This window comes from Photorhabdus luminescens subsp. luminescens, from assembly GCF_001083805.1.
In the GTDB taxonomy this organism is placed as follows: domain Bacteria; phylum Pseudomonadota; class Gammaproteobacteria; order Enterobacterales; family Enterobacteriaceae; genus Photorhabdus; species Photorhabdus luminescens.
The window spans coordinates 148224-166342 of record NZ_JXSK01000005.1; the positions used below are offsets into that span (position 1 = coordinate 148224).

An 18119-nucleotide genomic window follows, 5' to 3' on the forward strand; every position below is an offset into this window, starting at 1 on the left:
AGACTATATATGAATAAGGATGGGTATTGTAATTTAACATCTGCGCAGTTCGGAATTTGGTCATTCAACGAAATTATAGAAAATAAGTCAATAAATAATATAAGCGAATATTTTATAATTGATGGTGATATAAATGTTGAATATTTTTCTGAGGCGGTTAGAAAAACAGTAGAAGAAGCTGAGGCTTTACACTCTCGTTTTTATAAATTTGATAATTGTATTAAACAGAAGTTTTTTTCTATAAATAACTATAAACCAAAAATTATTGATTACAGCGATTTTCGAGAGGAAATTGCACTCCAGAAAGCTAAAAATTTCTTAATGGCAAGAACGGAGCAATCTTTTGATATTTGTGAGAAGCTTCCATTCGAAATATTACTAATAAAAATAGCAGAAAATAAATTTTTGTATTTCCACTGTTATCATCATATAGTTATGGATGGTTTGGGGGCATCACTCATTATTCAACGTGTCATAAGTTTATATAACGCTTCTTTTATTGATGGTTCTCCTCCCCCTTCACCATTCGGTAAATTTAAGGAACTTATTGATGGTGATATTGATTATCATAATTCTTCCAGATTTATTTGTGACCGTGATTACTGGTTAAATCTATTTGCTGATATTCCTGCTCCTGCTAGCCTAGCGAATCGAATAGCTCCTCCTTTAAGAACTATAATACGTCATCGTGTGAGTTTGGGTTATGAATTAACTGACCTGCTGCATAAAAAATCAAAAGAAATGAATTGCACATTACCTAACTTGCTTATTGCCATAACTTGCGTTTACTTGCATCGCATGACGGGACTTTCTGAAGTCATAGTCGGTTTACCAGTAACAGGAAGGCTTGGAAGGAAAGAACGTATTATACCAGGACTGATGGCAAATATACTTCCAATGCGATTAATACTTTCGCCAGATTTGGATTTGAAGACGGTTTTAGCCAGAGCAGCGAGACAAATCATGACGGTCTTACGTCATCAAAAATATAGATATGAAGATCTGTGTCGTGATTTAAAAATAATTAATAGTGGTGAATCATTATATCGAATAAGTATAAACGTTGAAAGTTTTGATAATGGTGGATATTTTCATCAAAGTAAAATACTACCTTGCAATATTGCAAATGGACCTGTTTCTGATCTCAACATTTTTTTCTTTGATTATAATAAAGAAGTTCCTTTGACCCTTGGATTTGATGCAAATAGTGAGTTGTATTCTCCAGAACAGTTGTCTGAACATACCTCTCGGATGTTAAAAGTTTTTTATGATTTGTTAACAAATCAAGATGCTACCATTGGTTCTTTGTTATTGCTAAATGACAATGAATATAGAAATTTAGAAATTATTAATAATAAAACTCTGGCATCAATCCCTTCGTTAACACTTGCTGATCGTTTTGAAGATCAAGTAAAAAAATCCCCAAATAAATCAGCTTTATATTGTGGTGATATTTCTTTAACTTACGCTCAACTTAATGAAAGATCAAACAAGCTGGGTCATTATTTATTAAGTCAACATTTGCTCCCTAATGACACCGTAGCGTTACTATTACCTCGGACCGTTGATTTAATTGTAGCATTGTTAGCTATATCGAAGATAGGTGCAACATATATACCGTTAGATCCTGATTATCCTGAAGAACGTCTGAAATATATTATTGAAACCGCAAAACCGAAAATTGTATTGACGTCAATTAATGTTAATTTTAACTTTTGTTTAGATGCTCTTCAGATACAATTAGATGATATCAATATCTGCTTATTAGTCAATTCTCAATCAATTCACAACCCTATTAGAGTAGTCACTACTGCTAATCAAGCTGCGTATATCTTGTTTACATCAGGATCGACAGGGAATCCTAAGGGAGTAGTGATTACACACCATTCGCTTACTAATTTTCTTTACGCAATGCAAATGTCATTGCAAATAAAACCTAGCAACCGAATACTCGCTGTTACAACGATTGGTTTTGACATCGCAGGTTTGGAAATATTCTTACCATTAGTTAATGGAGCTTCAATAGCGTTAGCGTCTCGTGATACTACACGAGATCCTAATCTACTGGCATCGGAAATCGTCCGAAATAACATAACTCATTTGCAAGGCACCCCAGCTTTGTGGCAAGGATTGGTTGAGTATCAGCCGAACTCATTGAGTAACCTCACCGCAATCGTTGGTGGTGATTCGTTGCCTACGAACTTGGCTGAACGTATGGTGTCTCTAGCACATAGAGTCATTCAAGTTTATGGTCCTACTGAAACCACCATTTGGTCTACTTTACATGAACTGACGGCAAAGTCTGTGCAGCCAAATTCTATTGGTTTACCAATACTAAATACGCAGATTTATATCCTTGATACAGCTCTTCAGCCTGTGCCTGTAGGATATCCAGGAGAACTATATATAGCTGGTGATGGATTGGCTCTCGGCTATTTAGACCTCCCTACTATGACCAGCGAGCGATTTGTCGCAAATCCTTTTGGAACCGCTGGACAGCGTATGTATCGTACTGGCGATCTGGCTTGCTGGGGAAGTGATATGAATGTCAATTTCTTGGGGCGTGTCGATAATCAAGTAAAAATTCGTGGTTATCGAATTGAGTTGGGAGAAATTGAAAATACATTCCTGAAATCACCATTAATAAAGAATGCGCTAGTCATTGCGTACGGAAAAGAAAGTATCAGCAACAAATATTTAGTAGCCTATGTTGTTTTGCGCAAACCCAATTCTTGCTCGTCGGAAGAATTAAATAAATGGCTGAAAAAAAATCTACCTGACTATATGCTGCCGGCAGTTATTATGATAGTGGATAGTTTTCCACTGATGCCGAATGGTAAAATAGACCGCCACGCTTTGCTAGCACCGATATTCAAGTCAGGTGAGCGAGTTTTACCAGAATCATCCCAGGAAAAAATCTTATGCAAAATCTTTGAGGAGGTTTTAGGATTTGAGTCGATAGGTATTAATGATAGCTTCTTCAATCTTGGTGGAAATTCTCTACTAGCAATACAGTTACTTATTCGTTTACGCATTCAGTTGGATATTGAATTACCTCTAAAAGCTATTTTTGAATCTCCAACGGTTAAAGAGCTTTCCAAGGTTATAGCTGACACAGACAAAAAATATTCTCTACGAGAAAAACTGACCCCCCAGTCACGACCAAATATCTTGCCAATGTCATTTGCCCAACAACGTCTGTGGTTACAGGGACAGATTAATGAGAGCAGTGCATATAATATGCCTATGGCATTACGCATCTATGGGGAATTGGATACCATCGCACTTTCAGCAGCGCTGTCTGATGTAGTGAAACGGCACGAAAGTTTGCGTACTTATCTGACCTTACAGGATGATATACCATGCCAATATATTGTATCGATGGAAGAAATCTCGTTCTCATTGCATGTTCACGAGTTGGATGAGTCTCAAATTACAAAAGAGTTAACTCAGCAGGTTGGTTATATCTTCAGGCTTGATAAAGAATTGCCTATTAAAGCTTGGTTGTATCGGATAAAACCCGAGCAGCATATATTCTTGCTATTAATCCATCACACTGCGGGAGATGGTGGTTCTATCTCCCCCTTACTACATGATTTGGACCATTACTATCAGGCTCACTTGAAAGGAGAAAATTCTTCACTGCCGCCTTTGCCAGTGCAATATGCAGATTACACATTATGGCAACATATATTACTATCTGATGAGCAAAAGTCGGTAGGTTTGTATGCGAAACAAATGCATTACTGGTGTAACCAGCTAGCGTTATTACCAGAAGAGGTAACAATAGCTAGTGTGCAACCTAGGCCCACGAAGCCAAGTAGCAAAGGTGATTGCTATAAATTCTCAGTTCCTCAGGATATATATCAGGGTCTAAAACGCCTGGCTTTACAAGCGGAAGCCAGTCTGTTCATGGTTCTAAAAACGGCTCTTGCCGTGCTGCTTCATCGAATGGGGGCCGGTGATGATATATCGGTAGGCACTCCCGTTTTGGGCCGTACAGATGAAGCCCAAATGCCATTAATTGGCCTTTTTTCCAATACATTGGTATTACGTACCAACCTTTCTGGTAATCCTGATTTTGTCTCCCTGATAGCACAGGTTCGTAAAACAGTACTTGATGCTTATATGCATCAGGATTTGCCTTTTGAGCAAGTTGTCGAGTTTTTAACCCCACATCGTTCCGCGTCTAAGCATCCATTATTTCAAGTCATGATGGTGCTGGAAGAGGAATTTTCGTTGGACAATATCTTTTTGCCGTTACGTATTGAGCAACAGGAGTTATTAACTAAAACGGCAAAGTTCGATCTCCTGTTTGTTTTCAAAGAGGATGTACAACAAGGTCTTTTAAGAGGACATATTGAATTTGCGACTGACCTATACGATGCGCAAACCGTTGCGGGATTTGTAGACCGCTTATTCAGTGTATTGAACATTATGACGAACAGGCCCACTGAGAAAATTAGTGAAATTTGCTTGTTAAATACGTTTGAACGTCAACAACTGCTCAAAACTTGGAACAATACGCTCGTAGAATTGCCAAACCTGTCGTTGGGTGTGCTGTTTGAACAGCAGGCTGCCCGTTCACCAAACGCTATTGCTGTTAAAGAAGGCAGCAAAACGTTAACCTATGCCCAGTTGAACATCGCGGCCAATCACCTTGCACACCGGTTACGCGAACTCACCGGGGCGGAAGCGTTTTGCGCCGGGTTGCTCATGGCGCATTCGATCGATCAGGTCATTGCCACGTTGGCGGTGATTAAGGCTGGTGCAGCCTATCTGCCATTGCGCGCCAGTGATCCTCTGGAACGGCAGCAAATGATGCTGGATGACGCAGGTGCAGCGGTATTGATTACTGATGTCGATAACCACCTGCCAACGGCGCGCTTTGTGATACGCAACGTGGCCGATTCTGCTGGGAAACGCTGGTCAAAAATCAACCCGACAACCAACGCCGGACCCTCCAGCCTTGCTTACATTATGTATACCTCTGGGTCAACCGGTAAACCTAAAGGCATTGCGGTAAACCAAGAAAGCGTTATAGCACTAGCTTGCGATCGCCGCTGGTTGCCAGAAGATCATCAGCGTGTGCTGCTGCATTCCCCTGCTGCGTTTGATGCCTCGACCTACGAGTTTTGGGTGCCGCTATTGTGCGGTGGGCAATTAGTGGTGGCGCCAAAGGGTGAGCTGGATATTGATGTGCTGGCGCAGACCATCGCCAATGAAAAAATAACCGCCCTGTGGCTAACGGCTGGCTTGTTCCGGCTGATGGCGGAAAACCACGCCTCTTCCCTGGCCAGTGTGCGCCTGTTACTCGCCGGTGGCGATGTATTGCCAAAATCCGCTATCGAAACCGTTATGCGGCGCTGCCCTGGACTGGTAATGATGAACGGCTACGGGCCAACCGAAACCACTACCTTTGCAACAACCTATGCAATGTATAGCGTACCGGATAGCGCTTCGGTGCCTATTGGTACGCCGTTGGACAATATGCAAGTGTATGTGCTTGATACCTACTTGCAACCCGTGCCTGTCGGCGTTTCTGGCGAGTTGTATATCGCCGGTACTGGGCTTGCGCACGGCTACCTTAACCAGCCTGGCCTGACGGCATCACACTTTATCGCCAATCCTTTCGGCAGCAGTGGCGATCGCATGTACCGTTCTGGCGACTGGGTTCGTTGGCGGCAGGAAGGGGTTCTGGAGTACCTAAACCGTGGCGATCAGCAGGTCAAAATACGTGGTTTCCGCATCGAGCTTGCCGAGATAGAAGCGACATTGCTGGAGCAGGAAGGCGTTGCCCAGGCGTTCGTGTGCATTTTCGAACCGCAAAAAGGAAATAAACAGCTGGCCGCGTATGTCATTGCCGAAAAAATCGGACAGTGTGAACCCACATTGCTGCGACAAACGCTGAGCGCCCGGTTGCCAGATTTTATGGTGCCGGCAGTTGTGAGCGTAGTAGAGAGATTCCCGCTGACTGCCAACGGGAAAGTCGATATGCGCATGTTACCCGTTCCAGAATTCAACGTTGGCCACGGGCGAACCGCACGCAATGAGCAGGAAAGCAAACTGTGCCGCTTGTTTGCCGAGGTCCTCGGTTTGTCCCAGGTTAGCATCGACGATAATTTCTTCGATCTGGGTGGTCATTCCCTGTTGGCATCGCGCCTTGTCAGCCATGTTCGCAAAGCGCTAAAGGTGGACCTCAGCATCCGCGATCTGTTTGAAGCACCAACGGTAGCGCAGTTTGCGCAGCGCCTGAGGCAAGGGAGCGCACTGCGTCCAGCGTTGCAGGTGAAACCAAGGCCAGAATGCCTGTTGTTGTCTGCGGCCCAGCGTCGGCTATGGATGGTTGACCGCATTGAAGGGGGTAAATCACTCTACAACATGCCGTTGACACTGGAGTTGCAGGGGGAATTGAGCGTTCCTGCCATGGCAGCAGCGTTGAATGATGTGGTGGCGCGCCATGAAAGCCTGCACACACGCTTTCAGGAGCGGTCGGATGGTAACGTTTATCAACAGATTGCCTGTGGGGAAGACGCACAGTGCGAACTGACGTTGCACCGCGTCCTTGCTGAGAATTTAGATGAAGAGGTGCTGGCAGCATCAGAATATATCTTTGATTTAGCGTATGAAAACCCCTGCCGGGCCTGGCTGTTCCATGTTGAACCGAATTATCATGTGCTTTTATTCCTGATGCACCATATCGCCAGCGATGGGGCATCGCTTGCTCCTCTGTTGCGCGATCTGGCGCTGGCGTATCATGCTCGGTTGCAGGGGCAAGCGCCGAACTGGGCGCCACTACAGGTGCAGTATGCCGATTACACCCTGTGGCAACACGAACTGCTGGGTGATCCCCGTGATACGGGCAGCCTGCAAAGCCACCAGTTGGCGTATTGGCGCGAAGTGCTGCATGGGCTGCCGGAAGAGTTGCAGTTGCCAACCGACAGGCCACGGCCACAAAGTTCAAGCTATCAAGGCGGGCAATGGCGTTTTGAAGTTAATCCAGAGGTCTATGTACGCTTGCTTGAAGTAGCAAGGCAGCAAAATGCGAGCCTGTTTATGGTGTTGCAGGCAACCTTGGCGGTGCTGCTGAGCCGGTTAGGCGCGGGCCATGACATTCCACTGGGCGTGGCTATTGCTGGCCGTACCGATGAAGCGCTGGAACCTCTAATCGGCTTTTTCACCAATACATTGGTGTTGCGCACCGATGTTTCTGGGAATCCGACCTTTGATCAATTGCTGGCGCGCGTACGCGATAGCGCATTGCAGGCGTATGAACATCAGGATTTGCCGTTTGAAAACTTGGTGGAAGCGCTGAACCCAGAGCGTTCCCTGTCGCGCCATCCGCTGTTCCAGGTAATGTTGGTATTGCAAAACAACGCCCGTGGCGAGGTCCATTTTGATGGACTGAACACCCGCGTTGGTACACCGCTGCTGCCGGTGGCGAAGTTTGATTTGACCTTCAACTTTGAAGAAACGCCAACCTCATTAAACGGCATCGTTGAATATGCTACCGACTTGTTTGACGGCAAAACCGCTGAGCGCCTGGCGGGTTATTTTGCTAATATGCTGGAGGCCATCAGTCGCAATACATGCTGTAATATCAATGAATTGGAGATATTTAGCGCACATGAACGCCAGCAGATTATCAACGAATGGAATAACACTGCCCGGCAATTGCCGGCCAAGACGTTTGCCGAACAATTCGAAGCCCTTGCCAAAGCAACACCGGATGCGCCTGCCCTGCTGGGGGAAAGCGAACGGCTGACTTATAGCCAGTTGGATCAACGGGCTAACCGGTTGGCGAATCTGATGATGGAAAGGGGCGTTGGCACAGAAAACATCATTGCCATCGTACTACCGCACTCGGTTGATCTGATTGTCGCGCTGATTGCTACGCTGAAAACCGGCGCTGCATATTTACCGCTTGATCCTGATTATCCTCAGGAACGCCTGAATTATATGTTGGAACACTCGCAGCCTGCGCTGGTCATCACGGATTCTGCGTTCGTACAAAAACTGGGGGCGCAGTATTCCAGTTTGCAGATTGACCAACCGGTGCTGCATACGCAATTGGCCCGGCAGCAAGCGGAAAGCATTACTTTGCCAAGGAAGTTGAGCATCGATAATGCGGCCTACATTATCTACACCTCTGGTTCTACCGGTTTGCCGAAAGGCGTTCTGGTGACGCACCGGGGTATCAGCAACCTGGTTGCCAGCATGGTCGAGCGATTACATGTTACGCCGCAAAGCCGCGTGTTGCAGTTTGCTTCACCGAGCTTCGATGCCTCGTTCTGGGATATCAGTATGGGGCTGTTAAGCGGTGCGGCGCTGGTCGTTGCAGGCCGTGATGCGCTGTCACCGGGGGAGCCGCTGTATGAACTGATGCTGGCCCAAGGCGTGACGCACGCCACGTTGCCACCCGTGGGGTTGGCGGTTATGCCGCGTAAGCCATTGCCTGCGTTGGAGACGTTGGTGGTGGCGGGCGAAGCCTGCCAGCCGGAGCTGATCGACTATTGGGGCCAGGGACGCCGGATGATCAATGCCTACGGGCCAAGTGAATCCACGGTCTGCGTCACCATGAGCCAACCGTTGGCGGCTGGAAAAGCGCCGCCTATCGGCACGCCGATCGTCAACATGCAGGTCTATGTTCTGGATGAGCGTTTGCAACCGGTCGCGCCAGGGGTAAAAGGCGAGTTGTATATCGCAGGTGAAAGCCTAGCCCGTGGCTACGTGCGGCGCCCGGATTTAACAGCGGAACGCTTTGTAGCGAACCCGTTTGGCGTGGCAGGTAGCCGAATGTATCGCACCGGCGATGTCGCCTATTGGCAAACCAACGGTGAGCTGATGTTTGCTGGGCGTGTGGATCATCAGGTCAAGATCAGGGGTTTCCGTATTGAATTGGGTGAAATTGAATCCCTGCTGCTGAGACATCCTCAACTGAGCCAGGCCACGGTGATCGTGCGTGAAGATAAGCCGGGGCTTCGCCAACTGGTTGCTTACGCCGTGGTGAGTGAAGGGGACGTTAATACCGCAGAACTACGCGAATATCTGCGTAGCCGCCTGCCGGAATATATGGTGCCTGTGGCCATCGTCATGCTGCCGGCAATTCCGGTAACGCCGAACGGTAAAGTCGATCGGCACGCATTGCCGCAGCCTGATTTCCATCAGCCCCATCACCGTGGCCCGCACAATACGCAAGAACAACTGCTTTGCACGCTCTTTGCCGATTTATTGGGCGTGGAACAGGTTGATATTGACGGCAGCTTCTTCGAAATGGGGGGTGATAGTATCACCGCGATACAGCTGGTCGCGCGTGCGCGCCAGGCTGGTTGGATATTCACGCCACGCCAGGTCTTTGAGCACAAAACCGTTGCTTCCTTGGCCAGAAAAATGCAGGCGAACATTACCACGGTTGCTGAAACGCGGATTTGCGCGGTAGGTGAATTACCCGTTACACCAATTATCCATTGGTTGATGGAAAACCCCGGTAACATCAACGGGTTCAGCCAGGCAACGTTGTTGCAAACGCCGGAGCATCTGGATGAGAAACAACTCAGGCAGATGCTGACGCTGCTGTTAGAGCAGCACGATGCCTTGCGCCTGGTGGCGAATCGCTCCACGAGCGGTGATGTCCTGCTGACCATTCCGCCAATGATGTCAGACATCGTGGATGGCGCATTGAGCATTGTGGATTGCCAGGCGTTCACGCTGGCGGAACTACAACGCTGCATCAAGGCAGAAAGCCAACGCGCAAAACAGCGCCTCGATCCGGCGGCGGGAAAAATGCTACAGGCGGTTTGGTTCCGCGCATCCTCCGGGCAGCCTGGCCGGCTGATGCTGGTGCTTCACCACTTGGTGGTGGACGGTGTCTCTTGGCGTATTTTAGCGCTGGATTTGCAAAACATCTGGGCAGCCATGAGTGTGGGGAAAACGCCAGATCTGTTGCCGGTGGGTACCTCTTTCCGTGCGTGGGCGTATCAATTGCAGCAAGAGGCCAATGCGCGGCGTAACGAACTGAATCACTGGCTAACGGTGCTGGCGAAGCCGGATACGTTGCTGACTTCCCGCCCTTTAGACGGGACGCAAGACACCGTTGCGGCCAGCGATTCACTGCGGCTCGAGTTACCGGCGGCATTTACCCAACCGTTGCTGGGGACGATACCGGCGCTCTTCCATGCAGGTATCAACGACGTGCTACTCTGCGCCTTTGCTCTGGCCGTTAATGACTGGCGGCAAACTTCACAGACGGATGTCCTGCTGGATCTTGAAGGGCACGGGCGTGAAGAACTTCCCGGCACGGAGCTGTCGCGCACTGTTGGCTGGTTCACCAACATGTATCCTGTGCGGCTCGAACCGGGCGCTACGCAGATGGCAGACCCTTATTCATTAGGTCATGCGCTAAAACGCATCAAAGAGCAGCTACGCCAAGTGCCTGCGAACGGTCTTGGATATGGGTTGTTACGCTATCTGAATTCGCAAACACGGCCAATCTTGTCACAGCAGCAGCAGGCCCAGATTGGCTTCAACTATCTGGGCCGCATAGCTGCGGGTGGCGATCGTGACTGGCAGGTGGCCGCAGAGGCGAATCTGCTGGATACAACGGCTGATAACAATTTTGCGCTCCCTCATGCGCTTTCACTCAATGCGTTGGTAGAAGAGCGATCGGAAGGGCCGGTTCTGGTTTCCAACTGGTCATGGGCCAGAGCGCTGCACACGGAAAAGAGTATTAGCGTGTTGGGTAACCATTGGTTCCGTTGGCTAAAAGCAATGTCGCAGCTTTCTACGGTGCCTGACGCGGGGGGATTCACACCATCGGACATCACGATGCTATCGCTTAAACAGAATAGCTTGGAAAAACTTCAAGCCAAGTGGAAGAAGAAGAAATAAATATGGAAATTAAAGAGATACTACCATTATCGCCATTACAGAAAGGTCTGTTGTTCCATATGTTGTACGATACCCAAGGCAGTGATGCGTATCAGGTGCAACAGGTTTTCCAGTTTGCTGGCGTTTTAGATAGCCAAAAGCTGAAACAGGCTGTCACAACCTTACTGCAACGTCACCCGCACTTGTGCGCGGGGTTTGAGTACGAAGACGTAGAAACGCCGGTGCAACTGATCTTGGTGGGGCTACCGTTGCCGTGGCGTGAGGTGGATTTGAGCCATCTATCACCAGAGCAGCAACAGCCAGCATTCGCCGCGCTGTTACAGACCGATTATGATGAGCGCTTTGATCCGCACGATCCGCCGTTGCTGCGATTCACCCTAGTCAAACTGGCGGCACAGCAGCATTATCTGGTCTTTACCAACCATCACCTGTTGTTGGATGGCTGGTCAATTCCTATCCTGTTGCAAGAGTTATGCACTCTGTATCTGGGTGATGCGCAAGGCAGCACCTTGCCGCCGATCACCCCCTATTGCAACTATCTGCAATGGATTGCGGCGCGTGATGTTGACGAAATGCGAGCCGTATGGCGCGAAACGCTAAGTGGCCTGGCGGCGCCAACTTGCCTGGCAAAGGGGCGCGCCACGGAAAATCTGCAACCGAATCTGTTGCATAAGCATCTGGATGTGGCATACACGCAGCGGCTGAACTTACGCGCCAAACAGCTTGGCGTGACGGTAAATACATTGATCCAGGCCGCATGGGGCGTGCTGCTGGGAGGAATGACGGGGCGCAGCGATGTAGTGTTCGGCGTCACGGTTTCCGGCCGGCCAGGTGAATTGCCCGGCGTGGAAAGCATCGTTGGGTTGCTAATTAATACCGTGCCATTACGCCTGACGTTCAGCCTGGCGGAGACGTTTACTACGCTTTTGCAACGCCTACAGACAGAGCAAACCCGGTTGCTTGATTATCAATATCTTGACCTGACGACCATCCAAGCGGATGCCGGTTATGGCGAGCTGTTTGATACCTTGATGGTGTTCGAGAACTACCCGCTCATAGAAGGCAGCAGTGAGCAATCTGATACCGAGCTGAACATCTCGCTAACGGTGCGCCATGGCGGGGATGCCTCGCATTACCCGCTTGGGTTGGTGGCGGTTCCGGGTGAAACGCTAGCCCTGCGCTTCAGCTCATTGCCAGACCTGTTTGACGATCAAACTGTGGCAAACCTGGCCGAGCGCTTCATGCTGATACTGCATGCCATCATTGACGATCCGCAGACGATTATTGGCAGCGTACCGCTGCTGCTGGCGCAAGAAGTTCAGGCCATGGTTCAACCTTACCCTGTGCTGGCATCATTGCCAGCCGATACGCTCCACGGAATGTTTGAAAAACGCGCGTGCGAAACGCCGGATGCGATTGCGCTGAGCTTAGGCAACGATCGCCTGAGCTATGGCGAACTTAATCAGCGGGCCAATCAGTTGGCTCGTTATTTGGTGAACCGCGGCATTGGCGCTGAGGATGTCGTGGCATTGGCGTTGCCACGCTCGATGGAAACACTGATTGCGTTGTTAGCCGTATTAAAAGCTGGCGCTGCATATCTACCACTGGATCTCCATAACCCTGCTGAACGGCTTGGTTTTATCGTGTCAGATGCCAAACCGACGCTTATCATCACCAACACAGAAAATGCCGGCACGTTAAGCGGCTCCACGTCTGATTTGGTGGTTGATATTCCTGAATATCAGCAGCGCCTGGCGCCGTTCAGCAAACGGGATCTTCAACCCGATGAACTTTTACGCCCAGTTAGTACGGCAAACCTGGCCTATATCATTTACACCTCTGGCTCTACGGGGAACCCGAAAGGGGTGCTGATCCCGCACGAAAACGTGTTACGGCTCTTTACAGCAACGCAATCGTGGTTCGATTTTGGCCGTAATGACGTCTGGACCCTGTTCCATTCGTATGCTTTTGATTTTTCAGTGTGGGAAATCTGGGGGCCATTGTTATATGGCGGGCGGCTGGTCATCGTACCGTTTATGGTGAGCCGCGATCCTCAGGCATTCCTCAAGCTACTGAGCGAAGAGAAAGTCACGATATTAAACCAGACGCCCTCTGCCTTCTATCAATTGATAGAAGCGGATCAAAGCGATCGCGAGAAGAAATATCCACTGACGCTGCGCAAAGTGGTATTCGGTGGGGAAGCGCTGGATCTCAGCCAGCTTGAACGTTGGTACCAACGCCACGATTCGGCAGCGCCTGAATTAATCAACATGTATGGCATTACCGAAACAACCGTGCACGTCAGCTATCAGGCGCTGACTCCGGCAATGATGCGCAGCCAATCGGGTAGCCCGATTGGTGTTGGGATCCCCGATCTGCGTATCTATGTGTTGGATAACGCTTTACGCCACGTTCCTACAGGTGTTGAAGGGGAAATGTACATTGCTGGTGCCGGGCTAGCGCGCGGCTACTTGAACCGCGCGGGGTTAAGCGCCGAGCGCTTTGTCGCCGACCCGTATGGTGAACCGGGTTCCCGTATGTACCGTTCGGGTGATTTGGCCTTTAGATCGCCAGAAGGCGGGCTGATCTATATAGGCCGAGCCGATCAGCAGGTGAAACTACGTGGTTTCCGCATTGAGCTGGGCGAAATTGAAGCGGCTCTGGCGGATGACCCGCAGGTCACCCAAGCCGTGGTGCTGATGCGTAAAGATCAGCCTGGCAATCCACAATTGGTGGGGTATATCACCAGCGACAGTGACGCTGCTATTGACACGGCGGCACTGCGCCACCGCATGGCGGCAAAACTCCCTGACTATATGGTGCCTGCGGCCATCCTTCAGATTGAGCGTTTCCCTTTGACGGTCAATGGGAAACTGGATAAACGCGCATTACCGGTGCCAGACTTCAACCATGGCGGCAGACGGTGCCAGCCGCGCACGGCGCAGGAAGAAATTCTGGCAGGGTTGTTTGCCGAGGTGCTGGGGGTGGAAACGGTAGGCATGGACGACAACTTTTTTGCGTTGGGCGGCCACTCGCTGTTAGTGATGCGCCTGATTAGCCGTGTATCCAGAGCATTAGCCATTGAGTTACCGATCCGCACACTGTTTGATTACCCAACCGTGGCGCAGTTTGCCGAGCAGTTGGCGATAAAGGGCACTCAACGCCGTGAAACGCTCACGCGCCAGGCCCGTGAGGAATATTTACCCCTTTCCTTTGCCCAGCAGCGAATGTGGCTGTTGGATAACATTGGCAACGATCATGCCGCGTATAATATGCCGCTTGCCCTGAAGCTGAATGGGCCGCTCAATGATGAAGCATTGCGCCAGGCATTGGGCGATCTGGTACAGCGCCATGAGGTTCTGCGCACGCTATATCCTCTGCATCTTGATCAGCCTTATCAACATATTCTAGCGCCTGATAGCGTGGCGCCGTCTCTGATCATCGGCAATGTGACACCGGAGGAGCTGTCGGAAAGCATCGACAAAGCTGCTGCCTGGCAGTTCGATCTGGCAAATGATTTACCGCTGCGTGGGTGGTTGTTCCACTTACCGGACCAGAACGAACATGTGCTGCTGCTGGTCATTCACCACATTGCCTGTGACGGCGGTTCGTTAGAGCCAATGTTACACGATCTGTCTTTGGCCTATCAGGCGCGCTGCGTGGGCCAGGAAGCGAAGTGGGCGCTACTAACCGTGCAATACGCCGACTACGCGCTATGGCAGCGTCAACTATTGGGGGATGTGCAGGATGCCTCCACTCGCGGCGCACAGCAAATTGAGTTCTGGCGTAGCGCGCTGGCAGGATCGCCCCAGGAAATTTATCTACCTACCGATCGCCCGCGTTCATCCGTACCGAGTCAACAAGGTGCCCGGGTCAGTTATGCGATTGACCAAGCGCTTTATGGCCGCCTGAAAAAACTGGCGCGTGATGAGGGCGTAACGCCATTTATGTTGCTGCAAACCGGAGTCGCCGTCATGCTTAGCCGGATGGGGGCTGGCGATGATATTACGCTGGGCACAGGTGTTGCCGGGCGAGTCGACGAAGCTATGGCCAATTTGATTGGCTTCTTTGTCAATACGCTGGTGTTGAGAGTAAATTGCGCGGGGAACCCTGAATTTAATCAGTTGCTTGCCAGCGTGCGTGAGTTCATGCTTTCTGCCTATGCAAATCAGGATGTGCCTTTTGATCAGGTGGTAGAAGCGCTTAACCCTGAGCGTTCTGCCTTACGACATCCGTTGTTCCAGGTAATGTTGGTATTGCAAAATAACGGCGACAACACCCGGCAATTTGCCAATTTGCAGGTGAAACCGCAGCCGGTTGGTTTTGTCCCTGCCAAATTCGATCTGACGTTCAATTTTGATGAGGTCTATAGCGATGATGGTGAGGTGTGTGCACTCAATGCCCAGATTGAGTATGCCGTCGATCTGTTTGATCGCGATACGGTGGTGGCGCTCGCGCAGTACCTTGTTCGATTGCTGTCGTTCATTGCAGAAGAACCAGCCACACCAGTGGCGAACATTCCACTGTTAACTGCCGAGCAGCAATACAAAATGATAACCGAGTGGAATGCCACGGAACAGAAAGTGCCGACGGTGTCGCTGGCCTGCCTGTTTGAAAAACAGGTGGCGGTGGTACCAGAACACATTGCTCTGAGTTGTGGTGATGAGCAGCTTACCTATGCGCAACTGAACGCGTGCGCAAATGATTTGGCACAACGCCTGCAACAGCTTGGCGTGAAAGCGGAACATGGCGTTGCATTGCTGATGGAGCGCTCGCTGTCGCTCGCGATCGCCATATTGGCGGTAATTAAGGCCGGAGGGTTCTATGTGCCGCTGCGTACCAGCGATCCCTTGGAACGCTGGCAGCATATAGTGGATGAAGTCGGAATGCAGGTTGTGTTGGTGGATGATACACATAGCCACGTGGTTTTGCCGGCCAGTTTACAGGTGGAAACCGTAGTCAACGCCAGTACCCAGAACAATGTTGCGTGGGTCAGCGAGCCGGTAAGCGCCCAGAATCTGGCCTACGTGATGTTTACCTCAGGTTCCACGGGTCAGCCCAAAGGAATCGCCACCACGCAAGATAACATCATTACCCTGGCTCTCGATCGGCGCTGGCGCAGCGAGCATCACCAGCGTGTTCTGTTGCATTCCCCCTACGCATTTGATGCCTCAACCTATGAGCTGTGGGCCACTCTGCTTAACGGCCATCAGGCCGTCATCGTGCCGGGCAACGATCTCGATCTGGATCTGTTGACATCGACCATCGTTGAACAACAAGTAACCGCCGCATTTCTGACATCAGGGTTATTCAGGCTGATTGCGGAAGAACATCCGCAATGCCTGGGTTCTTTGCAGAAGGTATTCACCGGTGGTGAAAAGATATCCGCCAGCGCGGTGCAGGCGGTACGGGAACATTGGCCCAATCTTGAATTGATGAATATCTATGGCCCAACGGAAACCACTACCTACGCCACCGATTACCCCATCGCCAAAACAGATGCCCCTTATCTGGACATCCCTATTGGTGCCGCGTTGGATAACACCAGCCTCTATGTATTAGATGAATTTTTACAGCCGGTGCCAGTTGGCGCACCAGGGGAGCTATACATTGCCGGCCGCGGCCTGGCGCGTGGCTATTTTAAGCGTCCGGGGCAAAGTGCGGCACACTTTATCGCCGATCCCTTCGGGCCTGCGGGCAGCCGCATGTACCGCACCGGAGACGTGGTGAAATGGCGGCGTGATGGCGTGCTCAACTTTGTTGGCCGCAGCGATCAGCAGGTGAAAATTCGCGGTTTTCGGATTGAACCGGGGGAAATCGAAGTCGTGCTGAAGCAGCACTCCGCCGTGCAGCAAGCGGTGGTCATTCCGCGCGAAGATCATTCGGGCAATAAACAATTAGTTGCCTATGTGGTGCCCTTTGCAAGCCCCGAAGATCTACCGGTGTTGTTGCAACAGCATGCGCGTGAGCATTTACCTGATTTTATGGTGCCTGCTGTGGTCATGCTGCTGGCAGAACTGCCATTAAACGCCAACGGCAAGTTGGATGTTGCCACGTTGCCACACCCAAACTTCGGTTTGCGGCAAGGCCGCCAACCACAGACTGAAAGCGAGAAATGGCTTTACGCGCAGTTCTGCGAGCTATTGAGTGTTGAACACATCAGCATTGATGACAACTTCTTCGCACTGGGAGGGCATTCACTGCTGGCGGCACGGCTGATTGCGCGTATCGAAAAAGAATTGGATGAGAAGCTGACTATTCGTGACCTGTTTGAATCGCCCACCGTTGTACTGCTGGCGAGGCGTCTTGAAAGCAGCCCGTGTGGCAATATTCTGGACATCATGCTGCCATTGCAACCGGCTGGCGAAAAAACGCCGCTGTTCTGTTTACACCCTGGGGGAGGATTGAGTTGGTCTTATGCGGGGCTGATCCCGTATCTGGGCGAGCAGCAGCCTCTTTATGGCATTCAGGCACGCAGGTTGAGCACCGGCCTTGTACCATCATCAATTTATGACATGGCGAAAAATTATCTGGCAGAGATTTATAAGATCCAGCCAGAGGGGCCTTATTCATTGCTGGGCTGGTCTTTCGGTTGTCATCTCGCGCATGAAATAGCCACCTTGCTGCAAAAGGATAATAAAGTGGTCAATGTCCTGATCTTTATGGATGGTTATCCGTTGTGGAAGATTTACCGAGACATGGTACGCACCGATCGGGAAAGTCTGCGTGCAATGTTTGAGGCATTTACCGGTTCGGCACCTGAGAACGAGCAGCAGCTAAGCGTGACTGGCTTGAAAAAACGGCTGTCTGAGATCGAGCATCCATTAGCAAGCCTCGAGCAGAATATTTTCGAACGTATTCTTGCCGAATTCCGAGATGCGCCGCGTTTGCTCAGTGAGTTTTCACCCAGCCGGTTTCAAGGTGACCTCGTATTCTTTAGGGCGCTACAAGGCCATAGCGAAGCCGATAATGTTAATTACGATCCGCACTTATGGGGGGAATATGTTGAAGGAAACATCGTCTTGCATGATATTAATTGTTCCCACGATAGTATGTTAAGTGAAGGTCCGCTTAAAGAGATTGGGCCAATACTTCAACAACGATTCGGCATTCTCACAGACAGCAGCATTGAGTAAGGTTTTCTGACAGACAAAGAGTAACATTACATATAACTCTGTAGACAATACTGTATATTGCCATGATGCTAAAGGCGTATGAAATGTTGAAAGCCT

General features: G+C 50.0%; 2 protein-coding genes. Both read left to right on the forward strand.

Features of this window, described 5'->3' with window-relative positions:
• Positions 1 to 9 precede the first annotated feature (9 nt).
• The gene (gene pttB, locus TI10_RS13835; RefSeq protein ID WP_049583989.1) at positions 10 to 10887 is read left to right on the forward strand and encodes a phototemtide A non-ribosomal peptide synthetase PttB; all 10878 of its coding nucleotides are present in this window, start codon (positions 10 to 12) and stop codon (positions 10885 to 10887) included.
• On the forward strand, positions 10869 to 18023 hold the full coding sequence (gene pttC, locus TI10_RS13840; RefSeq protein WP_081348039.1) for a phototemtide A non-ribosomal peptide synthetase PttC: 7155 nt from the start codon (positions 10869 to 10871) through the stop codon (positions 18021 to 18023). Before pttB ends, pttC begins: the two co-directional genes overlap by 19 nt.
• Positions 18024 to 18119: the final 96 nt, after the last annotated feature.

Excerpts from the sequence above, each read along its gene's own strand:
- pttB (WP_049583989.1), top strand. The coding sequence starts at position 10 with ATGAATAAGGATGGGTATTGTAATTTAACATCTGCGCAGTTCGGAATT.